Here is a 24,865-nt window from a genome sequence, read left to right on the forward strand (position 1 = left end):
ATATGAGTTCGTTAAGGATTTTTTATTTCGCTGTTTTTGCTTTTTTCTGAATCTCTTTGATGATGTTCGGAAGTGCAACTGCACCGATCAGAAGCACACCGATGATCAGCAGGATAACCTGCGGATGAATGTTTCTCTGTCCAAGACCAACACGAAGGCAGACGATGATAAATGCGGAAATCAGACCGCCGGCGATATTACCTTTACCACCTGTGGAGGAGATTCCTCCGAATACTGCCATTGCGATGGCATCCATTTCAAATCCGTTACCGGTTGTGGTATTTGCACCGAATGAGGAAGACATCAGGAACAGTGCACACAGTCCGGAGATGGTTCCCATCAGAGTGTAGATCACGAAACGGATCTTCTGTACATGGATTCCGGAGTAGTAAGCTGCAAGACGGTTGGTACCGATTGCATATACTCTGCGTCCGAAGGTACATTTTCCAAGGATAACTGCTGCAATGATTCCAAGGATCAGAACCAGGAAAAGAATGTAAGGAACACGTCCTACTTTTCCGCCAAGTGCAGCAAAGCCTTCTGTGTTTGTTACGGAAATACTTCCGCCGCTTCCAAGAACGATTTCTGCAATACCTCTGAAAATGATCTGGGTTGCAAGTGTTACGATCATTGGAGGCAGTTCTTCAAATCTGGTAAGGACAAATGCGTTTACAGCACCGCAAAGGGATCCAACCAGAAGTGTGGCAAGGATTACCACGATGAATGGAGCTCCTGTGTTTGCCATAATACAAGCCATTGTTGCAGAGAGACACACGATAGATCCAACGGAAATATCGATCTCGCCAAGTACCAGAATGTATGCCATCGGCAGCATTAAGAAGATTTCTGCCAGATAAACAGGCATCTGACGGAGCAGACTCTTCAGATTATAGAACTCGGAAAAGTTTGCACAGAAAATATTTACTGCAATAAACAGGAGTACCAGAATGCCTTCCCAGCTGAAGATCATCTGTTTCACAGGGCTTTTCGGCACGTTGTTAATACTTCTTCCAGATTTTCCAGCCATGATTACATCTCCCTTCCCTTTAATGCATTTTTGTCAGCTGTACGCTGTAAAACAATGTTTACAACAACGACTACAAGAATGATAACACCCTTGATGGTATTCAGCCACAGCTGATCGAAGAATGGGATCAGCGGAAGTGCTTTTGCGATGGTTGCAAGAATCAGAGATCCAAGAAGAGCACCAAGTACTGTACCACGTCCACCACTCATGCTTACACCACCGATAACGCAGGCTGCGATAACGTCCATCTCACCGCCCTGCTGCATATCAGGCATTGCAGAAGCGTAAATAGAAACCTGAAGGGCTCCGCCAAGACCGGCAAGAAGACCCATGATAGTGTAAACAAGAAGCTTAATATTCTTTACATTAATACCGGAAACTTCAGCTGCGCTCGGGTTACTTCCTACTGCATAGATTCTTCTTCCGATGGTAGTCCATTTCATGAATACGAAGAAGATCACATAGCAAAGGATGATCACCCAGATTACAAGGCTCATTCCCAGGAATTTTGTTGTTGCAAAATTTTTAAATTCACCAAGGGCTGCTGCACTTGCCCACTCACCATTGTGGGAAACCAGATATCCCATAGCACGGTAAATGTACATGAAGCCCATTGTTGCGATGATCGGAGGAACATCTGCTCTGGAGATCACAAGACCTACCAGGAAACCACATGCGATTCCGATTGCCAGTGCGATCACAAATGCCAGGAAAGTACTGGAAATGTGCTCGTATTTCAGAAGCATACCGATTGACATACCAGTCAGTGCCAGAGTAGACATGATGGAAATATCAATTCCGCCTACCAGCATAACACACAGCATACCAAGTGACATTACCATTGTTACCGCATTGTTTTTCAGCATATCCGTCAGAGACTTGAATGTAAGGAATGACGGGCTGATGATTGTGATTACTACGAAAAGCAGAACCAGGATCACTGCAAGCAGTGCTTCACGGGAACCTGTCAGCTTTTTCATGAAAGATTTCTTTTCCATTATTTAGCTGCCCCCTTTCCGGTTGTACCTTTCTCCATTGCCAGCTCAAGAATCATCTCCTGAGTTGCTTCGCCTCTTCCCAGCTCACCAGTCTTACGTCCGTTGCACATTACAACGATTCGGTCAGACATTCCCAGGATTTCAGGCATTTCAGAGGAAATCAGGATAATTGCGTAACCCTTCTTTGCAAGATCACCCATGATTGCATAAATCTCAGCCTTGGCACCAACGTCAACACCTTTCGTCGGCTCATCCATAATAACAACCTTCATCTCCTGGCTAAGAGCCTTGGCAACCACAACCTTCTGCTGGTTACCACCTGACAGAGAGCTTGCAGGCTGGAAAATATCAACTGCCTTGGTATCAACCTCTTCCAGAAGTCTCTTGGAAAGATCTCTTTCTGTCTTCTCGTTATTGAAGCCGTTCTTCGCATATTTGCTGATAGTCGGAAGTGTTACGTTTCTTCCAAGTCCCCAGCTCATGATCAGACCTTCCTTCTGACGATCCTCCGGAAGAAGGATTATACCTTCCTTCATTGCGTCAGACGGCTGTTTGATATGTACTTCTTTTCCCTCCAGATAAACCTTACCTTCATCTGGATTTGTGATTCCACAGACGCTCTCTACAACTTCTGTACGTCCTGCACCAACCAGACCTGTAAGACCTACGATCTCGCCAGCGTGTACATTGAAGGAAACATCCTTGAAATATCCGGTACGGGATAAGTGCTCGATACGAAGCATCTCATCACCAATCTTAACCTCCGGTTTCGGGAACAGATCCTTGATCTCACGGCCAACCATGGCTTTAATCAGGTCTGCATTGGTGATTCCGTCTACATCATAGGTACCAATATACTGAGAGTCACGGAAAACAGTAACTCTGCTTGCCAGGCGGTACATATCCTCAAAACGATGGGAAATGAAGATAATGGAAACACCTTTTTCCTTCAACTGATCTACGATTCTGTAAAGCTCCTCGGATTCTCTCTTTGTAAGAGAAGCGGTAGGCTCATCCAGGATAACGATCTTTGCATTTGTGGACAATGCCTTTGCGATCTCAACCATCTGCTGCTGGGCAACACTTAAGGTTCCCATTTCTGCTGTGGAATCGAAATCTGCATTCAGCTGTTTCAGGAGCTTGTTTGCCTCCTCGTTCATGGCCTTCCACTGGATCATGTGATTCTTCTTGATCTCATGTCCCATAAAAATATTTTCAGCCACTGTTAAGTGTGGATAGGATGTGGGGTGCTGGTAAACAGCAGCAATTCCTGCTTCCTGTGCATCCTTTGGTCCTTTGAAATCCACTTTTTCTCCAAACAGGTACATTTCGCCTTCTTCTGCTTTATGTACACCGGTAATTACTTTAATGAAGGTAGATTTACCTGCACCGTTTTCGCCCATCAGTGCATGAACTTCGCCAGGCTTTAACTGGAACTGTACATTGTTCAGTGCTTTAACGCCGGGGAAAATTTTCGTAATGCCTTTTAATTCAAGAACATATTCAGACACGGCTTTTTCTCCTCCCTTTCTTGATCTGTTATTATTCTACCACCTGTGCACTTTGTTTGAAAATGGGAAAATATTTTGAAACAGGGTAAAATATTTTCCACTTAATGGGTAAAATTTTCCACCCGGTTTTAAATTTTTCACAAAACTGCGTGCTTTTGGTATCGTATTTTGGATATAATTGTGGTATGATGGGTGTGATATTTTTATTAATACGTTTTTATAACCTTGCAGATAACTGTTCATTTCTTTCACAGTTACTGTCCTTTCACTAATCAGGAGCTCCGGTAATTTCCGGAGCCCCTATAACGGAGATTCATTATGAAATTACTGATTGTAGACGACGAAGAGCTTACCCGCACCGGTGTAATTTCTTCCATTGACTGGCAATCCATCGGAATCCGGGAGGTGCTTCAGGCGGATGATGGAATAAACGGAATTGAAGTGGCCAGAGTACACAGACCGGACATTGTGCTATGCGATGTACGTATGCCCCGTCTGGATGGAATCGCAATGCTGGAACAGCTGGAAGAAATTCTTCCTGATATTGTTCCTGTTTTTATGAGCGGATATTCGGATAAAGAATATCTAAAGGCTGCCATCAAGCTAAAAGCCGTCAATTATATAGAAAAGCCTCTGAACCCTGTGGAAATCCGGGATGCCATTGTGGAAGCCCGTGATCTTTGCCTGGAAAAAAAACGCACCCGGCAAAATGCGTCCATCCATTCCATGGAAAACGCTTCCCGCCTGGCCCTTCTTCTCACCCAGCCTTTCGCCCATGCGAAGGAAAGTATTGACCAGCTCATAGATGAGCTGACTCTGTCCATTAGCAATACCACTCCCTTTACTGCAATTGTGCTTAAGACCGATACCGAGGAGGAGTTTCCTCTTTCAGAAGCAAACGCCATATTTCTGTCCGTCCAGGAATTTTTAAAAACCTTCCATATAGATTGTATTTTTGCAGAAAAGCGTGTACAGTATATGGTTTACTTTTTGTTTGGTTCCTCTCCTGGAGCTGCCGTTCGAAAAAGCATTGAAGAATTTTTCTGTAGTCTGTATTCCCGCTGCACCAGATTCTGCATCGCAGCCGGTGATACTGTTACAGGCATTTCCAGAGCTTATCAGTCCTATACTTCTGCTGTTATTTCCCTGCAGAGCAGCTTCTTTTTCCCCACAGGTACCTTTCTGTCTCCTTTTTATCAGGCACCTGTTTCTGAAACAGCAGCAGAACTTTCTGCAAGTCCGGAGAATGAATTTCTCACTCTTCTCACTGAAAAAAATAAGGAAAAAGCAAAAGCTTTCCTTGACAATCTGTACCTGTATTATAACCAGAATCAGAATGTTCTGCCTAACCAGGCCAAGGATCTCTATTACAAATTATTCCGTGCTTTGGATAATGCTGCGCGTCAGCTGAAACTAACTTTGTCCGATACCCAGGAAAATTTAATAGACACATTGGAGAAGATTTTTTCCTATAATGAGATGCACCAGAAGCTGGTGAAAAAGACAGAATTTTTTTTCCAGACAGCAGTCAGCACAGAAGAAGAAAATTCTACTATTTTTCTAATCAAAGATTACATCGGACAGAAATATATGAACGAGACCTTATCTGTGAAAGATATCAGTGATCATGTATTTTTATCAACCTCGTATGTGTGTACCTTCTTCAAAAATGAGACCGGTCAGACTTTAAATCAGTACCTCACAGAATACAGAATGGAAAAGGCCAAGCAGCTGCTGTCTGACCCCAGGTATAAAATTACAGATATTTCCTCGCGGGTGGGATACAGTGACGGGAATTATTTCGGTAAAAGTTTTAAGAAGTATACAGGTTTTTCTCCTTCTGAATATCGAGAGAAAATGAGTTAGTTTTCTGCAACACATAAAAAATTTTATATATTTCAAAACACCTATATATTTTTGAGGAGTGTGAAATAATTTGCATAAGTTTAAGCAATGGTACCAGGATCTGAACCTGCAGTCCAGGTTTACCCTGGTACTTCTTTTGATCGTGTCAATTCCTGCGATTGCCATTATCTTCTTTTTTTATGGAAGAGCCTACGACATGGTAGTTTCCTATACGATCCGCCAGGAACAGGACCGGTCTGCAGAAACGGCGCCGTTGATAGAAGAATCCATTCAGAAAGTCCTGGATGTAAGTGAAGAAATTTCTTCCCTTGATTTTTACCAGACACTTTTTAAAAATGCCATAACCGACTCCTTCACGGATCTGGCAGATTCCCCGGATGCGGCATCTTTTTCCCAAAAGGTAGATCAGCTGATCACTGGTACACCTGTTACCAATGTCAAAATTTATATGGAGGTGTCAAAAGACTCTCCTTCAGACATAAATGCACTTTTAAATAAAGAAGACCTGAAAGATACTTTTCTATCTCTTGATCAGGTCCGTGGAACCTACTGGTACGGTATTTTCCGCGGAAGCCGCGTTTCCCAGCTTTTTTGTCCCTCCTTCTATCTTGGTACAAAGGAACAAAAGGCATATGGAGATCAGGCATATATCACCCATGCTTCTGTGATCTATAACAACGGAACTTATGATGCTTATATGGCGGTCTATTATTCCGGTCATGATTTTCAGCAAATCCTGTCTGAGAATCTTACTCTGGACGGCAGTGTTTCTTATATTATGAATGAGCGTAACAACCTGGTTTCTGCTTCCAGTGATTCTCTCGCCGGAATTTACTGGCTGGATTACGACAAGATCATGGAGTCCTACATGTCCTCCAACAGTTTCGTGGAGCAGGATATTCTGGGGAAAACCGTTTACGTTGGTTTCTACCGGATCAAACAGCCAGGCTGGTTTATGGTGACGGTACTTCCCTCCCAGCCCCTGATCAACCAGAGTAATACCCTGGTTTTGCAGTTTTTATCCATTTATATTGCGGTACTGGTGCTTGCCTTTTTGCTTGCAAGTACCTTGTCCAAATCCATTACAGGGCGAATTTCCTCCGTTATCAGTCAGATGAGAACAGTCCGTCACGGTCCTCCGGTCCCTATGGACAGCCCAAGTGCGCACGATGAAATTGGTGACCTTATTGATACATACAACTATATGACACGCAAAATGAACCAGCTTATGGAAAAACAGGCCCAGGCTGCTGAGGATCTGCGAATTGCCGAGTTTAATTCCCTGCAGGCTCAGATCAATCCCCATTTTCTTTATAATACCATGGATATGATCAACTGGATGGCCCAGCAGGGACGTACCTCTGAGGTCTGTAACGCAGTGCAAAGTCTTTCCAGATTCTACAAGCTGACACTTAGTCGCAAAAAGGGAATCAGTACTATCGCCAAGGAAGAAGAACATGTTTCCATCTATGTGCACCTGCAGAATATGCGCTATCATGACAGCATTTCCTTCATTTCCGATATTCCGGATGAACTGATGGAATACCAGATTCCAAAGCTGACCCTGCAGCCTGTTATAGAAAATTCCATACTACACGGCATTCTGGAAAAACCTTCCAAGTCTGGAACTATTGTACTTACCGGATGGATGGAGGATGGGGATATTGTACTTCTGATTTCTGATGACGGAGTTGGAATCGCGCCAGATAAACTGCCCATGATTCTTTCCGGGGAAGGAACCAGTATTTCAGGTGGAACCAATATTGCGATCTATAATACTCACAGACGGCTTCAAGTGCTTTATGGCGCAGATTATGGATTGACTTATTCCAGCGATGTAGGAAAAGGAACCGAAGTGCAAATCCGAATTCCGGCGAAGAAGGATGTGGAAAACAAATAGCAGTTTAATCTTATCATCTACAGCAAAAGAGAGAGTCTGACGACTCTCTCTTTTGCTGTAGATGAATATGTGTACAAACCATATAGATGGTCTTATTCTTGCTATTATTTGCACAACTTTGAAAATTATCTTGTTACAATATCAACCGGTACATTGAAGATCTTTGCAACCTTCAGGATGGTATCAATATGTCTGCCAGTTGCAGCTGCCATATGATGTGTCGGACCAGCTTCGCTCCAGCGGTTTACAAACTCTCTTGCGCCACATGTAAAACGAGTTCTCATGTTCGTATCGCCAAAGGAAAGGATTGGTCCTTCCTCATTGATTCCCTCAGCAACAACGAATTTGAATCGTCCGTCTCCATCCTGTGTGATTGCAAGATAGGTAACCGGACCTGTGTATGGATAGAACTGTGTCAGATATCCGCCGCCTGTTTTGCCATGGAACACTGGTACGATCTTCATGGTAGGTTTCTTATCAGAAATATCGGCATCACCACTTCCGGAATGACCGATAATGCAGATGTCATCATTGAAGTCAATGGAATACATCTCGGAAAGCTGGCCTGTGCCGGAAATTGTCTTCAGAATACTCATTGCCATGGCAACCTTCATATCACCCTCAACAGCACATGCAGTACCCTGTTTGATCAGCATAGAGAATGCCGGAATCAGCATACTGTCAAGGACACCAGCCTTGCCCTGTGCAAATCCGTCATAATGGGAAGCGATCATTCCAAGATGCTCGTCCTTTACCCATTTCTCAAATGCTACAACATATTTTGCCATATCCCATACTTTCTCAATTGTTCCGCCGCCCTCAATATCAAAGGTGTCCAGAATATCCTGAGCTTTTGCACGAATTGCATCCTCATCTGTGATATCATCCGCAATTGCCCACATTTTTTCCCAGTCAAACTGTTTGGTATAAAGGAACATTCTGTTGTACAGGTTGGTCTCATCAATGTAAAGGTCCATCATACCTGGGTAAGGTCTTCCAATCTGGGCAATATTTGTGTCACGGAATCTTCTTCTTACCTGAGCTGCTTTACACCAGTCTTCAATCTCAGCCTGAACGCCTGGATCTCCGCCTTCTACAACACCAGTGATAACAGCATGTCTCTTTCCAGCTCTCTCAAGGTCAGCAACAGCTTCTCCAACAGCACCGCAGGCATATCCTTCGCCGAGCCATGTAGCAATGTCTGTGTGATCGTAATCCAGAGCTTTCAGCTTCTGAACATTTACCAGAACAACCGGAACATTCAGGTCACGGATTGCAGGAAGCATGTTGTAAGATGTAGCGTAGGTTAACATCTGAAGGAAAACGAGATCAACGTCTGCTGCACGGAATTTATCCCCTGCAACCATAGACTGCTCTTTTGTTGTTACCATTCCTCCATCGATGATCTCTACGGTATCCGGAATTGTTTTCTTAAATGCCTCGTACTGAGCCTCAAACTCTGGTACCAGTGAAGGGAACTGAGGCAGATATGCGCCTAAAGCAATAGAAAATACGCCAACTTTTGCTTTTGTGTTTACTAACATAGTAGTACCTCCTGTTTAATTTGATATATTATACAAATGATCGTATATCCCGGCTGTTTTAACTTCTCATTAAGCCTGATATACCTTAATTCCAAAGGACTCATGAATGGTAGTACGAGCCTCTTCGATTGATTTAAACTCTTCTGCTTTTAACATCTGAGCGGTAATATTACCGATTGCAGTTGCCTCTCCAGGACCTGCATGAACCTCTTTGCCTGTTGCTCTCGCAGTCAGCTCATTAAGATAGCCTGCATTGGAACCGCCGCCAACTACATGGATACGACTGAAGGTTCTTCCTGTCATCTCTTCCAGTTCCTTTGCTGTCTTTGCATAGCACTCAGCAAGACTGGTATAAATAACAGTAGCAATTTCTCCTAAAGTTTCCGGAACCTTCTGTCCGGTTCTTCTGCAGTAATCTTTAACCTCTTCGATCATGCTTTCCGGAGAAAGGAAGCACTCATCATTTGCATCTACTCTGGATGGGAAATCTTTCGCTTCCTCTGCCATCTGACAGATTTCTGCAAATCCATATTTATCATCATATTCATGACGAACAGACTGGATCATCCAAAGTCCCATGATATTCTTCAGATAACGGAATCTTCCTGCATAGCCGCCCTCATTTGTAAAGTTCATCTCGCAACTCTTCTTGGAGCAGTCAGCTTTTTCTCTTTCAATTCCCATCAATGACCATGTTCCTGAGCTGATATAAATAAAATCGTCGTCGTTTGCAGGAACTGCAAGAACTGCGGATCCGGTATCATGTGTAGCCGGTGCTACAACTTCCACATCAAACCCAACTTCTGCTTTTACCTCTTCTGTAAAGTGTCCAACACTGGTACCAGGCATGATCAGCTTCTGGAACATTTTTCTTGGATATCCAAGTTTATCAATCAGTTCGTAATCCCAGTCCTTTGTTTCTGCATTTACCAGCTGACCTGTTGTTGCCTCTGTATACTCACAGGTTTTCTTGCCTGTAAGAAGATAATGGAAATAATCCGGTACATGAAGCATAGTTTCAGCCTGTTCCAGATATTCCGGATGTTTTGTCTTCACAGCCATCAGCTGATATACCGTGTTGAAAATTGCTTTCTGAATACCGGTACGTGCATAAAGATCCTCAAGAGAAATCGTCTTATATACTTCCTCATCCATACCTTCATTTCTGTGATCACGATATCCCACCGTATTTCCAAGAACCTTGTCGTCCTTATCCATCAGTACAAAGTCAACGCCCCAGGTATCAACGCCCATGCTTACCGGAATCTTGCCGATCTCTTTACATTTCTTAAGACCATTCTTAATTTCCTGGAAAAGTCTGTCAAACTCCCAGCAAAGCTCGCCGTCTTTCTTTACCATTCCATTCTCAAAACGATGAACTTCCTCAAGCTCCATTTTTCCATTCTCAAGATGTCCAAGGATCAGACGTCCGCTGGAAGCACCGATATCTACTGCTAAATAATACTTTGTCATTTTATGAAACCTCCTCAATTGTAAAATTACGCTGTATGTATCAAGGTTCCTGTCTTATTGTCACACACAAATGTCGCATCGAACATTTTCCATAAACAATAACGTACAAATCCTGATGTTCCTCACACAGCTGCCTTTCTAATTGATGATATCATAGTACTATAATATCCATCAATAAATAAGAACCTTGTTTGTCTAAAAAAGTGTCCTTATTTGCAACCAGAATGTTCTGTCCACTATATTCACAAAAACCTCTCACATAAAGTATCCGGAAGATAGTGACAATATTTTCCGTGCTGCAATAATTCCTCTTTCACCCAGAAAACCCCCGGGGCAATGCCCCAGGGGTCTGTTTCATTCACAGTTTATAAACCTGCAAACATTGGACGTTGTGTCGTCTCTTTACTTTTTAATTAGTCGTAAAGGTTTGGAGCGATGTTTTCATCGTCGATGTTTGTAGAATCATACCAGTAACCAGCTGTAGGAACATCCTCAAGCTCAGCTCCGTTAGCAGCTGCTGTCAGAGCGTAGATTGCATAATATCCCATCATCAGAGGAGACTGTGTAACTGCACCAAGGAATGTGCCATCTGTTACAGCTGCTTTAATGATAGAACCAGCGTCGAAACCAACACCGATAACGTCGCCGTTAGCTGCGTCAGAACCAAGAACGTTCAGGTTAGCGTTAGCTGCAAGAACACCCTCTGCTGCAACCTGGTTGGAACCGAAAATTGCGATACAGTTTTCCTGGGAAAGGATAGCCTGAGCCTCTGTGGAGCAAAGCTCTACAGTTGTCTGTGCCGGAACTGCAACCTGGATAACAACGTCTGCGTCAGCTTCTTCAGCGTCAGCACCTTCTGCTGCGTTTACATAGAACTCATTACCTTTAACTGCTACTGTTTTTCCATCAGCTTTAATCAGCTCGATCATCTTATTGATGAATCCTGTACCACGCTGCTGGATGTTAAGACCTGTAGCATCCTGATTAACCTCACCGATGATAACCTGTCCGTCAGCATTAGCGATAACGTCTTTGATTGCCGGATACATGTTCTCAGCTGCTACAGAACCAGCCTGATTGTTGTCTGTGCAGACTTCGCAAACTACAGATCCTTCCGGAGCATCAGCGATACCTGTATCAAATGTAACAACCGGGATTCCTTTGTCAACACATGTCTGAAGAGCTTCCTGAACAGAAGATGTATCGCAAGCTGCAAGTCCTAATCCAACAGGATTAGCTGCGATAGCTGTATTGATCATGTTAACCTGGTCAGCGATATCGGACTCACTGTTTGGTCCCTGTGCTGTATAGGTAACACCTAATTCTTCAGCTGCTTTGTCCATACCTTTCATAGCTGCTTCCCAGTATGTAGCCTGGAAAGATTTAACCATCATAGGGAATTCATAAGCTTCGTTAGCTGTAAGTCCTTCAAACTGATCTTCCGGAGCTGCCATAACAGTTGTTGCTGCTAAACCAGATACCATTGCTGCACAGAGTACTAATGCCATAACTTTCTTTGCTTTCATTTACTACTTCCTCCTTGAAATAAAAATTATATAGTTTTTTATGATGATACGTCGCTACACTCTCCGACGCTTCACATCCGTTATGAAATTGTTGCTGTTTACCAGCTGTTCTGCTTATAAACAGAATTCTGCTTTTCTTCAGGCTGACTGTCTGTAAGCCAGCCTGTATGTTTCAGTTATTAGTGTGCACTTTTTTTCTCTTTCAGGATATCGATCAATACTGCAACGATCAATACAACACCTGTGATGATCTGCTGCCAGTTTGCCTGCAGACCGACATATGGAAGACCGGTCTTTAACAGCATGATTACGAAAATACCTACCAGAGTTCCTACTACAGATCCATAACCACCGGAAGCTGCAACACCACCAACGAATACACCGCCGATTGCGTCCATCTCAAGTCCAGCACCAGTACCAGGCTGTACAGTAGGAGTTACTGCTGCGTATGCGATAGCTGCAAGTCCGGTAAACAGACCGCAAACTACGTATACCATTACATGGTAAAACTTAACATTGATTCCGGAAAGAGCTGCTGCTTCTTTGTTGGAACCGATTGCGATGGTGTAACGTCCGAATTTTGTATGATTCAGAACGAACTCCATCAGGATTACCAGAAGGATCATCCAAAGGAAACCGAGCGGGTAACGGGAAGCGCTTCTTCCCTGTCCGATTGTCAGTTTAAAGATGGAATGGAACCATCCGCCTGGCTGATTCAGTGTTGGCCATGGTGTAGCACTGCAAAGAGAACCAGCACCACGGGTAATCATACAGGTACAAAGAGTAGCAAGGAATGGCGGCAGGTTCATGATACCAATGAGAACACCGTTCAATGCGCCGATTGCAATTCCAAGCACTACACAGAGCAGCATTGCTACTACTACTGGAACATTGTTGCTTCTTACAAGTGTTCCGCCGATCAATGCGTAACATACCATACCAGTTCCGATTGACAGGTCTACACCGCCTGTGATAAGCGGGAATGTAACACCGATTGCCATCAGAAGGTCATAATATGAGAAATCCAGCATACTCAGGATTGTGGTGTACTGTCTGAACTCCTTACTCATAAAGGAGAAAACAGCAGACAGTGCAATGATAACCAGCAAAACAATAAATCTCTGATCACTTAAAATACTTTTTTTCTTCTTAGTCATGACGTCCTCCTTAATCGATATTCCGTGTCGCCTTATTCATGATGTGTTCCTGTGTAGCTTCAGAAATATCAATATTTCCTGTTACCTTACCTTCACACATAACGATGATTCGGTCACTCATTCGGAGAATCTCAGTCATTTCAGAGGAAATCATAATAATAGATTTTCCTTCTGCTGCAAGCTTGCTCATTAACTTGTAGATCTCGTTCTTCGCACCAACGTCGATACCTCTTGTAGGCTCATCGAAGATCAGGATCTCACTGTCACGGGTAAGCCATTTTGCAATAACTACCTTCTGCTGGTTACCACCGGAAAGATTCACTACCAGCTGGTCTGTAGAAGGAGTCTTGGTTGCAAGCTCTTTCACATATCTCTCTGTAACTTTTTTCTCTTTGGCTTTGTTGATGAATAAACCGTTGCAATATTCTTCCATGGTAGCCAGGGTTGTGTTCTCTGTTACAGATTTCTGAACAACAACTCCATATCTTCTTCTGTCCTCAGACAGATAACCGATACCATATTTAACAGCATCCTGTGGGCTGTTGATGGTTACTTCATGGAGCTGTCCATCTTTACCCATAATGGAAATCTTACCGCTCTGTTTCGGATCTGCCCCAAACAGTGCTCTGGCTGTCTCAGTACGTCCTGCTCCCATCAGTCCTGAGAAGCCAAGGATTTCACCTTTACGAAGCTCGAAGCTTACATCCTGAACCATCTTGCCTGCATTCAGATGCTCTACCTTCAAAACAACCGGGGCATCTGGGGCAACCATGCTATGATCCTTCGGATCTTCGTAAATAACACGACCAACCATCATGTTGATAATATCTTCTTTTGTACTGTCTGCTGTGATCAGGGTTCCAACATAGCCACCATCTCGCATGACAGTTACACGGTCTGTGATGACCTTGATCTCATCCATACGGTGTGAGATGTATACAATACCCAGATTCTTCTTACGAAGGTCTTTGATGATTTCAAATAAATCCGCAATCTCCTTCTCAGTAAGAGCAGCTGACGGCTCATCAAAAATGATCACCTCAGCTTTGTGGGAAATAGCCTTTGCAATCTCACACATCTGCTGCTTACCAACAGTAAGATTACTCATTTTTTCTCTCGGATCGATCTCAATATTCAGATCCTGAAATAATTTTCTGGAATCTTCGATCATCTTCTTGTCGTCTACACGGATTCCCTTCTTCGGTTCACGTCCGATAAAGATGTTCTGTGCAACAGTCAGATCTCCGATCATATTTAATTCCTGATGTACGATTACCACTCCGGCATCCTGAGCTTCACGGGTATTGTGAAATTCTGTCTCTTTGCCTTTATATGTAATTGTTCCGGAATCCTTCTGGTAAATACCGGTAAGCACCTTCATCAGTGTGGACTTTCCGGCTCCGTTCTCTCCCATAAGTGCATGTACTTCACCGCGTTTCACTTCGAAATTAACATGATCCAGGGCATGAACTCCAGGAAAGGACTTATCAATATCCTTCATAGTTAAAATAACTTCACCCATTGTCGAATCCTCCCTTATGATCAGTTCTTTCTGCGTCTTGCAGAAACGTCAGCGTAAACTGCTACAATAACAATGATACCTGTAATAATCATCTGCTGTCCTTTGCCAAGACCAAATGCCATGATTCCCTGCTGAAGAAGAGAGATGATAAATACACCGATTACAGTACCGCCGATGGAAGCAAGTCCACCAACCATGGATGTACCACCCATTACACAGCCTGCAATTGCCTCGTTGTTATACTGATCGCCATATCCTGGCTGAACGGTTGTATAAGTAGCTACAAAGAACAGTGCTCCGATTCCTACCAGGAATCCACAGATCACATATGCAAGCATTCTCCATTTTCTGGTATTGACACCAGAAAGACGAACTGCCTCGCTGTTAGATCCAAGACAAAGGATATAACGTCCTGGCTTTGTATTGTAAAGAACAATACCGCAAACCACTGCCATTCCAAGGAAGATCACAAGACCAACCGGGAATCCATTATAAGATGCGATATTACGGAACCATCCGTTTACCGGATCAGAACTCTGCGGCCAGCTGACTGACTGTGTCTTGGTAAATACAGAAGCAATGCCTTTTGCAATGTTCATGGAAGCCATGGATACGATAAATGGCGGAACTGACATATAAGAAACCAGCCATCCATTAAATATACCAAATGCAAGACCAATGAGCACACACAGAACCATGGCAGCTGCACAGGGAACTCCATAAGAAGTCATGCAGTAACCGGAAACCAGTGCACAGCAGAACATAACCGGTCCGATGGAGAAATCAATTCCTCCTGTAGCAATTACAAATGTTACTCCAAGTGATAAAAAGCCCAAGAAGTATACATAGTTCAAAGTAGATTTGATACTGTCGCCAACAGGGAATTTACTTCCGAGTACTACCTTGAAAACTACGAACATAAGAACAAGAATACAAACAAGCATGATTCTGTTCAGGCCGAGCTTTTTCACAATTGGATTTTGTTTTAACTTTTCCAACTTTTCACCCTCCTTGATTTTTTGTTATTGTCCAGGTTTACCTCACTCTTCCTGAGCAATAACTTTTTGCACTCTCTGCGTTTTCTATATAATACCTTGAATTCTGCACAATTGTAATAGAATATTTTCCAGAAAAAGGTTAAATATTTACGGTATGGTCATAATTTTTTAACCTTTTATGTGAAATATGCACTAACACTTTACCGTGTAAAATCAAAAAACCTCAAATTCAATCCTTTTCATACGTAAGAAACGCAAAAGGATCGAACCTGAGGTCTCATTTTATCTGACAGAGTATATTAAAAAGATCTGGTACAGCATAAATCGGGTAACTCTTCCGCAAAACGTGCAGCTGTGAAGATACAGAACAGCTACAAAGTCTGTTTTATGGTATTAAATGGGAAGATCAGCTTTTCGATTTCGCTGGAATACATATTCTCCGGAGTTACAAGCTGACAGCCGGAATTTACATTCTCATCGTAAGGTTTGCCCTGCAGCATACGCACAGTCTCCGTTACACCCAGATAGCCCATCTTAAACGCTTTCTGCACAACAATTCCCTTGAAGACACCCTTTTCCATAAGCTGGACTGCTTCCTGGGAGCTGTCTACCCCCACTACCTGGATTTGGTCTTCCATATCATGTTTCTGTACCGCCCGTGCTGCGCCTACAGAGGAATATTCATTCATTCCTGCAATCATTTCAAGATTCGGATATTTCTCCATCAGTTCTTCTGTAAGCTGTGAAGCTTTATCAAACTGGGAATTACAATATACTACGTCTACAACATTCTTGTTATAATCCCCCAGACCTTCCCGAAAGCCCTGTTCTCTTTCGATTGCGGTGGAAACACCTTTTACATGGCTTACAATTGCAATCTGGGAATCCTTATTTAAAAAAGTTCTGGCATATTCCCCCAGCTGCTTTCCTGCTTCCAGATTATCTGTGGCAACTGTCATATCCTGAATATTGCTTTCTGTATAGGAATCTATAAATGTGATCTTGATTCCCTTATCTTTTGCCTCCTGCAATAATTCATCGGAAGCATCAAAGCTGGAAGGGGAAAATAATATTGCATCCGGATTTTTCTCAATGGCCTCTTCCAGAAGTTTATTCTGTACCTCCACATCCTGTTCTCTCTCCGGTGCCAGCACTTCCAGTTCTGCACCGCATTCCTGCGCCGCCATTCTTGTCCCGGAAATCAGGGAGGTCCAGAAGTCATTGGTTCCATCCTCTGTTTTCGGTATGTAAATTAATGACCACTTTTTGTTATTATTTTTTTGACGAATATAAAGCATTCCTCCGGAAACCAGACACACCGCCAGCGCTATGCATACAAGCATAAGCCATTGTTTACGCTTTTTCATGATGTTCCTCCTGCTCGATCGGAATTACCACTGTAACAGTCGTACCTTTTCCTTTTTCACTTTTATAGCTCAGACCATATTCCTTTCCATAGTACATACAGAGACGTCTTTGAACATTGTATACACCGACACCATTAGAACGATAATTGACTTTATGCTTCTCAAAAATCCGGTTCAGGGTCTCCTCATCCATTCCCACACCGTCATCTGCTATTTCGATAACTGCATTTCCATCTTTCTGGTATCCGTTAACAGTAAGCATCCCTTTTGATTCCTTATATTTAAGACCATGATAAATTGCATTTTCCACAATTGGCTGAAGTACAAGCTTCACTATATGCACACTGTTAATAGATGGATCCACATTGATCTCAAATTCCAGTTTATCCTTATAGCGCATTTTCTGAATGGTGAGATAACTCTTTACATACTGGATTTCCTGGCCGATGAGGACCGTTTCATCTTCGTTGCTGATACTTTGCCGCAAAAGCCGTGCCAGAGAAGCGGTCATCAGTACTACATCTTCATATTTCTTTCCTTCTGCCATCCAGATAATGGAATCCAGCGTATTATAAAGAAAGTGGGGATTGATCTGGGACTGAAGAGCTTTCAGTTCGCTCTTTCGCTTCAGTTCCTGTTCGTGGACATTCTGTGCCATCAGATCTTCAATCTTATGGGTCATCACATTGAATGATGTGGTAAGACTTCCAATTTCATTCTGGGAAGGTATAACCAGATCATCTGCTGCCTTGAAATCTCCTTCCTGAACCCTTTCCATAGAATCACGAAGCTTCTGAATCGGAAGAGTTATGCTTCTGGCAATAAAGCTGGAAATAAGCATGGCGATCACAACCAGTACAATGGCCGTCATTACATATATGTTATTGGCCTCTTTACTGCTCTTTAAAAGCTCTGCCATATTCATGCAGCCAACAATCGTCCAGCCAGTTATTTCAGAGCGGGCAAGTGTATAGATTTTTTCGTCATCTCCCTCTCCTGTTACTACCGTATCTGTGTCGGCATTCATAACAATATCAATGTTCTCCGTCTGAAGCTCATTATACAGCTGCTGCTGGCTTGGATGATAAACGATGTTCCCATCCTGATCCAGAATAAATACATATCCCTTATCCCCAATGCTGTTCTGGTCGCAGAGCTCACTGATGGCGCTATAATTCAAGTCAATAAATACAACACCGTCACTGTTTCCCGTGCCATAGAAATTGTGGACTTCGCGGCTTAATGTAATCACCCACGGACGCTGGTCCTTAATCACATGCTGGACATGGGAAGAACTGAGACAATACTGATTGTAGTTATCTACCGCATTGGTGTACCACTCCTGAGTGGAAAGATCCAGATCCGGATTGGTGGCCTGATATCCGCTGTTTATAAGCATAACTCCATCTTTTTGCACGATTCCAATGTTGCAGATGTCATCACGGCCTTTCAGTATCGTACTAAATTGTTCCAGGAGACGTTTCCTGTGTCCTTCTTTTACAGCCTCATCCTCACCGATGCGCTGGTACAATAGCTGATACGCATCCTGGCTTTTTGCAATAACTGAGGCAATATTATCCATATATGTAATATACGAATCAACATTCTGATTCAGCTGATGTATAATTGTCTGGGTATAAATGGCAGAGTTCTCATAAACTGTAGAATTCGTATATCTTACTGATACTGCAGTCGCTGCAAGCACCGCACAGAGAACCAGAGCAGAAACAGCCACAAATATAGTGCTTTGAATACTTTTAAAGCCTTTAAGAAATTTTCGCTCTCTTTTGTTTTCATTCATAGGCTGCTCTCCCTTGCATTTTTCTCATTCATTTCAACTTTTTATTTTTCATACCTTTCATTACTGATTTCTGCAGAAATAATTCACCTGCTGTCAACAACTCTTTTATAGCTGCAATTATTCACTTCCGGATTCAATCATTTCCAGATCACATTCTGTCTGAAAATTTTCCTTAAGATTCTCTGAAATATGAATCTTCCCATCATCTGTTACCAGGATCACATTGAATTCTTCCCTGTGCTGCCGCCAGAATTGACAAGCTTTCTCATAACCCATGATATAAAGAGCCGTGGACATTCCATCTGCAAGTGTACCATCCCTTGATACGATTGTCACAGACAGCAGATCTCCATCTGCCGGATATCCTGTCCTGGGATTGATGATATGAATATAGGTCTTCCCATCTTCTTCAAAATACCGCTCATAACCGCCAGAAGTAACTACGGCCTGATTTTCCACAAATAAAACACCAATATAATCCTGCTGTCCGCCTTTTGGATCACGTATTCCCACTTTCCAGCTGCTGCCGTCTGGCTTCGTCCCTATCGCCTGAATGTTTCCTCCAAGAGAAACCAATGCGGAAGAAACGCCATATTCCTGAAAAAGCTCTGCCAGCTTCTGACCTGTATATCCTTTTGCAATTCCTCCAAAATCAATCTGCTGATCTGCTCCAAGCGTTACAAACTTTGTTTTTTCTTTGCTGTCCCTGCCCTTTTCATCAGAGTCCCGGGTCTGTATTTCTACTTTATTTCCATCCACCAGTGCCAGTTTTTTTTGTACTTCTGCAGCTGTAGGCACATGATAATTACCTGTGGGAAATCCCCATAGCTTCATCACCGGATAAATCGTATCGTCAAAAAGTCCGTCTGTCTCCTGATAAATCTCTTTTCCCCGGAGGATCAGTTCTGCCAGATCATCTGTTGCCTGCAGATTTCCCTGTTCGTTTAAGGCATATACTTCACTTTTACTGTTTTCTGCTGATAACATCGCATCCAGTTTCTGTACTTCTTCTATAGCTGCATCTACAGCTTTTTCGCTATTTTTACCATATGCGGTAAACTCCATATAGGTGTCCATCGCAAACAGCTGCTTCTGGCATTTCTGATTCTGAACAAAATACCTGCTGCCTTCTGTAAGAATCAAAATTCCAATACATATGCCGGCTGCCGTCAGTACTTTTCTTTTCATATGGATCTTTTTTCCCTTGCATACTCGGTAGGAGTCTTACCTGTCATTTTCTTAAAAGAAATTCCAAAATAATGGGGATCTGAAAAGCCCACCTTCTCCGCAATCTCATAGTTCTTAAGTGCAGTCTGTTCCAGGAGTTCCTTTGCCTTTTCCATACGGGTCTTACTGAGGAATTCCAGGAAAGTGCCTCCTGTGGCTTCCTTAAAAATAGTACTGAAATAGCTTGTACCAATATTCAGATAGGAGCAGATATCATTCAATCCTAATTCCGGCTCATTGTAATGCTGGCGAATATATTCCATAGCAAGTACCGCCTGCTTCTGACCGCTGGAGCTGTTCAGGGAAGAGCACCTTTCGAATACCTCGTGAACATAGTCCTCTGCCATTTTAAAAGCTTCCTTAAAAGTTTTCTGTTCGGTTACCCGTCCCATGAGAATTTCTCTTTTGTGGAACAGATCTTCATTCTCAGAAGAAAGAGCTTCCCAGCAGCTTCCTGCATGACGCAGAATCATCTGAAGGCAGACACAGGCCTGACTTTTATCCACTCTGGCCTTTTTGATCTCAGATTTCATAACAGAAAGAGCCTGATTCATCTCAGCTTCATTGCCTTTCTTGATTCCATCTACCATATCGCTTAATGGCTGCTGCAAAGAAATACTTCTCTCCGGATTCAGTGTTTCTGTATCAATGAGCAGATTTCCGCCCAGTAAATAGCGCAGTTCAATAGCCTTCTCAGCCTGGTTATGAGACTGGATCGTATCTCCGGGATTCCTTACCCAGCCCCCAATTCCTGCTGAAGCTTCAATGCCGATCACTTCTTTTACTTTTTTCTGGATTTCCTGACAGATTTCCTGTATTTCTCTGGAAAACTCCCTGCTGCGGTTTCCCATAAAGAGGATACACACCCGGTTATTTCCTTCCTGATAGGCAATTCCTGCATTACGATCTGTCACGATCTCATCTGCAACATTAAATAAAACAAAAGCCATTAATGCGCTCTCCTGGCGTTTTTCCATATCAATCTGATGAATATCGGAAAACAGATCCATGTCAAATAACGCAACCCGATAAGATGCTGCCTCCAGATTAATTCCCATTCCAGACAATTCCTCCAGGCTCTCCTGCACATCCCGAGTACAGCTTACCAGAGATTCAATCGCTTTCGAACGAATCACCAGAGCATTTTTGTGATAATCCTGAGATGTCTTTGTGAGGGATTCTATTTTCTTCTTTTCTTTTCTCTGCAGATCTACTTTTTCTTTCATTTTGCCAATAACTTCTCTGAGCTCCATAGCAGTTACCGGCTTCAGCATGTATTCGCTTACATTATACTGAATTGCTTTCTTTGCATATTCAAATTCCCCGAAGCCACTGAAGATCACAATTACGATCTCCGGGTAATTATCATGCAGAAAATGGCTCAGTTCCATTCCATCCATATACGGCATCAAAATATCTGTGAGAACAATATCTACCGGATGGCTCTTCACAAAATCTGCTGCCTGCTTTCCGTTTTCGCAGTCTCCTACAAGCTGGCAATCCATGGACTTCCAGTCAATATTCTCCTTTATGGCGTCACGTACCAGGATCTCATCATCTACAAGTAAAATTCGATACATAGTTTTCGCTTTCCCTTTCTATACACAGCATGTACCTCATCGGCTCCCCCCCGGTGCCTGTTTGCACATGGTATTCTATTAATTTCAGCTAAATATTATATTATCACATACCATAAAATCATGCAAACTAAACAAACAATTCCAGAGTTTGTTTGGTGTGTGTTACTATTACTGTTTACTGGTAACAAAAAAGCTGCAAAGTTATAAGAATTATAAACCCTGCAGCTTTTCTGCTGTGTAAGATATTTAAAGAAGCTTTGAAATTATAACCATTATTTTACGATCACTCCATCCTCATCCCAGAGATCGTGCCAGTCCTTTGCACCTTCCCACAGGAATACATGGCCTTTGATCAGACGGTTATTCTTATCAAGGGAACGGATGGTTTCCATCTCTTCTTCTGTCAGAGGATCTTCCGTGACACATTTCAGGTTCATGGTGTAATTCTTCTCTTTCAAAGAGAATGGAATTGGGGAAGCACCTCTCTGTACAGCCCATTTAATGCAGATAACTGCTGGATGTACACCATGTGCCGCTGCAATTGCTTTCAGCTCTGGCAGTTCAATATCCGCAATATCTTCTGGCATTTTATCACGTTCCGGACGTTCAGGAGAACCAATTGGGCAGAATCCTACCACTTCAATACCATGCGCTCTGCAATAATCAAACAGCTCCGGCTGCTGGAAGCATGGATGAAGCTCCATCTCGATCGCAGCTGGTTTAATTCTGCAAAGTGGAAGTACTGCCTCCAGTTTCGGGATTGTCATATTAGACATACCGATATGTTTCGTCAGACCCATATCTACCAGGCGCTCCATCTGGCGCCAGGTTTTCATAAAGCGCTCTACTGTAAACGGTTTGGAATCAGGATTTCTGGAATCCACATCACAATGTGGTTCATGATAGTTCGGGAATGGCCAGTGAACATAATACATATCCAGATAGTCAAGCTTCAGATCCTTTAAGGTCTTCGCACAGGCAATCAGTACATCTCCGTCACCATGCATATCGTTCCATACTTTGGAGGCAATAAAAAGTTCTTCTCTTTTTACAATACCTTCTGCAAATGCATCTGCGAAAATCTTTCCGATCATATCTTCATTTCCGTAACATGCAGCACAATCAAAAGAACGGTAACCTACGCGAAGTGCACCTGCAACAGAAGCAGAAACTGCGTCTGCATCTGCATGGTCACTTCCAAAAGTACCCATTCCAACAGCTGGCATCTTAGCGCCAGTATAAAGTGTTCTCTGCGGAACAATTGCCGGATCAATCATTGTCATTTTCTTATCCTCCTTAACATTTCTTTTGCACTCTGGCTTTCAATTACAACGCAATTTACTTTCGCTTAATATCTTTTACTACATTTTCTTATAATTTAGTAACCTCAATCTGTGGAAGCAGTTTTTCCATATCTTCCATCACAAAAAATCCAGTCTCCTCGCGCATGGCTGCTGCCGCTGAAATAGCACTTGCCAGTTTCATTGTCTCAGGAAGTGAAAGTCTCCTGGATAAACCCAGTGCGAATCCTGCGATCATAGAATCTCCACACCCAACTGTGTTCACTGCATTTATTCTCGGAACCAGTGCACGGAAAATTCCTTCATTACCTACTGCAAGAGAACCGTCAGCTCCCAGGGAAACAGCTACGATTTCCACACCTTTTGCATGAATCTCTTTCGCCGCAACTATAATATCCTGAATATTATCACATTTCTTGCCTGTGAGCATACGGATTTCATCAATATTGGGCTTGATCATAGTAGGTGCTGCTTCAATTCCCATTTCAAGAAGTTTGCCACTGGTATCCAGAATAACCGGAATTCCTGCCTCTTTTACAATCTTTATAAGTCGCTGATAAGCAGTTCCATCAAGTCCTTTCGGAACACTTCCTGACATTGCAACTACTTTCGCTTCTTTTACAAGATTACAGAATTTTTCCTCAAATCCGGCAAAATCCTCTTCTGTAAGGGTAAACCCAGGTTCCAGAAATTCTGTCTGAACTTTATTAACTTCATCCCAGATATTAATACAGGATCTGCTCTCTGCAGCTACATGATAAAAAGCACTTTTAATACCAAACGGTTTCAATGCATTCTCAATATAAGCTCCTGCATAACCACCTACAAAACCTGTGGCAGTCACCTCTGCTCCGTAAATTGAAGCCGGCTTGGATACATTCAGACCTTTTCCACCAGGAACATAAGTACATTCCTTTACACGATTCACTTCTCCAGTCTTAAAGTTATTTACCACATACCGCTTATCAATGGCTGCATTTAATGTTACTGTCAGTATCATATGCTCAATCCTCATTCATCAGAAGAATCTTCCCCTTTACAAGACCAGGTGTCTTATAGAGCTGGAATGCTTCCTGAGCCTGACTCATTGGCATTTTGCGATAAATAAATCCCGGATCAAATTTCAGCTGACCGGTTGCAAAATAATGAGCTGTAAGATCCCACTCTTTGCCTGGGAACGGGGAACTATAGGACATCCAGGAGCCTGTAAGTTTAAATTCTTTACGATTCATATTCTCCCACTGCTTTGGTGTAAATGTAAGATCTGCATGAGGTGTTCCAATGAAGCATACGTGTGCCTTATTCGCAGCAAGTTCAAATGCCATATGCATAGTGGGAACCTGTCCGGCTGTTTCAAACACATATTCATAGCCCTTACCACCGGTAATTGCCATAGCCTCTTCCATATAATTCTCTTTGGTTGTATTGATAACTGCATCTGCGCCCATTCTCATGGCAAGATCCAGGCGTTCCTCACTAATATCAAATACGACAACCTTCTTGGAACCAAAGATCTTTGCCCACTGCATTGTGAATATGCCAATTGTTCCACATCCTAAAATTGCTACGCAGCGACCGCCCTGATAATCATTCTGAAGGAGTCCATGAAGAGCAACTGTGGATGGCTCGAACATTGCACCCTGTTCATAGGAAATAGACGGATCAAAAGGAATCGCATTCTGCTCTGGAATTACTACATAATCCGCATTACTTCCCTGCTGCCTGGAACCGATAAAACTGTAATGCTTACATAAGGAGAAGTTTCCATTCTGACAATCATCACACTTCATGCACGGAAGAAGCGGAGCCCCGGAAACGCGGTCGCCAACTTTCACCTTGGTGACCCCTTCTCCAACTTCTACTACATCACCAGAAAACTCATGTCCAAGAACGATAGGATAAAAATGAACACCATGATTCAATACTCGCGGAACATCAGAGCCACAAATGCCGGAAGCTTTTACTTTAATCTTTACCCAGCCTGGTTTTGCCTGTGGTTCTTCGATTTCCTGGTACTGTACATCCTCGTTTGCAACTACAACTGCTGCTTTCATCTTGAAATACCTC

Annotated in this window: 18 protein-coding genes; 2 read left to right on the forward strand and 16 right to left on the reverse strand. The window is 42.9% G+C overall.

The features are described 5' to 3' along the window. Positions 1-22: 22 nt before the first annotated feature. The 3 genes from AB5618_RS02650 to AB5618_RS02660 are packed head-to-tail and all read right to left on the reverse strand — an operon-like array spanning position 23 to position 3,536. Positions 23-1,027, reverse strand: a complete 1,005-nt coding sequence (locus tag AB5618_RS02650) for an ABC transporter permease (protein ID WP_148461194.1) — start codon at positions 1,025-1,027, stop codon at positions 23-25. A 2-nt stretch (positions 1,028-1,029) separates the two neighbouring features. Next, positions 1,030-2,025: an ABC transporter permease gene (locus AB5618_RS02655; RefSeq protein ID WP_118577742.1), complete on the reverse strand. Its 996-nt coding sequence runs from the start codon at positions 2,023-2,025 to the stop codon at positions 1,030-1,032. Beyond that, entirely contained in the window at positions 2,025-3,536 is a 1,512-nt protein-coding gene (locus AB5618_RS02660) for a sugar ABC transporter ATP-binding protein (protein ID WP_173717938.1), read from the reverse strand. The genes AB5618_RS02655 and AB5618_RS02660 overlap by 1 nt, the downstream gene beginning before the upstream one ends. Positions 3,537-3,854: 318 nt before the next feature. On the opposite strand from AB5618_RS02660, the gene AB5618_RS02665 reads away from it, so the two are divergent. After that, on the forward strand, positions 3,855-5,402 hold the full coding sequence (locus AB5618_RS02665; protein ID WP_148461191.1) for a response regulator: 1,548 nt from the start codon (positions 3,855-3,857) through the stop codon (positions 5,400-5,402). A gap of 70 nt (positions 5,403-5,472) precedes the next feature. Next, positions 5,473-7,302, forward strand: coding sequence for a sensor histidine kinase (locus AB5618_RS02670; RefSeq protein ID WP_148461190.1), 1,830 nt, complete (start codon positions 5,473-5,475; stop codon positions 7,300-7,302). Between the two features lie 125 nt (positions 7,303-7,427). Here the strand turns inward: AB5618_RS02670 and AB5618_RS02675 are convergent, their stop codons facing one another. The 13 genes from AB5618_RS02675 to AB5618_RS02735 form a co-directional block, all read right to left on the reverse strand. Beyond that, positions 7,428-8,846, reverse strand: a complete 1,419-nt coding sequence (locus AB5618_RS02675; protein WP_118577745.1) for an arabinose isomerase — start codon at positions 8,844-8,846, stop codon at positions 7,428-7,430. Positions 8,847-8,915: 69 nt separating this feature from the next. Further along, entirely contained in the window at positions 8,916-10,319 is a 1,404-nt protein-coding gene (gene rhaB / locus AB5618_RS02680) for a rhamnulokinase (protein WP_118577746.1), read from the reverse strand. Between the two features lie 413 nt (positions 10,320-10,732). Continuing rightward, a complete protein-coding gene (locus AB5618_RS02685) occupies positions 10,733-11,845 on the reverse strand; it encodes a substrate-binding domain-containing protein (RefSeq protein WP_148461188.1) in 1,113 nt (370 codons plus the stop codon). 179 nt (positions 11,846-12,024) lie between these two features. Further along, positions 12,025-13,002: an ABC transporter permease gene (locus AB5618_RS02690; RefSeq protein WP_118577748.1), complete on the reverse strand. Its 978-nt coding sequence runs from the start codon at positions 13,000-13,002 to the stop codon at positions 12,025-12,027. Positions 13,003-13,012: 10 nt separating this feature from the next. After that, positions 13,013-14,524, reverse strand: coding sequence for a sugar ABC transporter ATP-binding protein (locus AB5618_RS02695; protein ID WP_148461187.1), 1,512 nt, complete (start codon positions 14,522-14,524; stop codon positions 13,013-13,015). 20 nt (positions 14,525-14,544) lie between these two features. After that, a complete protein-coding gene (locus AB5618_RS02700; protein ID WP_118577750.1) occupies positions 14,545-15,522 on the reverse strand; it encodes an ABC transporter permease in 978 nt (325 codons plus the stop codon). A gap of 371 nt (positions 15,523-15,893) precedes the next feature. Further along, a complete protein-coding gene (locus AB5618_RS02705) occupies positions 15,894-16,889 on the reverse strand; it encodes a substrate-binding domain-containing protein (protein ID WP_195379218.1) in 996 nt (331 codons plus the stop codon). After that, on the reverse strand, positions 16,876-18,690 hold the full coding sequence (locus AB5618_RS02710) for a sensor histidine kinase (RefSeq protein WP_368366456.1): 1,815 nt from the start codon (positions 18,688-18,690) through the stop codon (positions 16,876-16,878). The genes AB5618_RS02705 and AB5618_RS02710 overlap by 14 nt, the downstream gene beginning before the upstream one ends. Before the next feature lie 117 nt (positions 18,691-18,807). Continuing rightward, positions 18,808-19,878, reverse strand: coding sequence for an FAD:protein FMN transferase (locus AB5618_RS02715; protein WP_368366457.1), 1,071 nt, complete (start codon positions 19,876-19,878; stop codon positions 18,808-18,810). Continuing rightward, positions 19,875-21,497, reverse strand: a complete 1,623-nt coding sequence (locus tag AB5618_RS02720) for a response regulator (protein ID WP_173770688.1) — start codon at positions 21,495-21,497, stop codon at positions 19,875-19,877. The genes AB5618_RS02715 and AB5618_RS02720 overlap by 4 nt, the downstream gene beginning before the upstream one ends. 272 nt (positions 21,498-21,769) lie before the next feature. Next, positions 21,770-22,780: an aldo/keto reductase gene (locus tag AB5618_RS02725; protein WP_368366458.1), complete on the reverse strand. Its 1,011-nt coding sequence runs from the start codon at positions 22,778-22,780 to the stop codon at positions 21,770-21,772. A gap of 88 nt (positions 22,781-22,868) precedes the next feature. Next, positions 22,869-23,798 (reverse strand): 1-phosphofructokinase, encoded by a 930-nt coding sequence (gene pfkB, locus AB5618_RS02730; RefSeq protein WP_368366459.1) that lies wholly within the window; start codon positions 23,796-23,798, stop codon positions 22,869-22,871. A gap of 4 nt (positions 23,799-23,802) precedes the next feature. Beyond that, the gene (locus AB5618_RS02735; RefSeq protein WP_118577758.1) at positions 23,803-24,852 is read right to left on the reverse strand and encodes a galactitol-1-phosphate 5-dehydrogenase; all 1,050 of its coding nucleotides are present in this window, start codon (positions 24,850-24,852) and stop codon (positions 23,803-23,805) included. Positions 24,853-24,865 lie beyond the last annotated feature (13 nt).

The sequence above is a fragment of the Ruminococcus sp. J1101004sp1_RTP21198st1_B9_RTP21198_201120 genome (assembly GCF_040924245.1).
Lineage (GTDB): Bacteria > Bacillota > Clostridia > Lachnospirales > Lachnospiraceae > Blautia_A > Blautia_A faecis.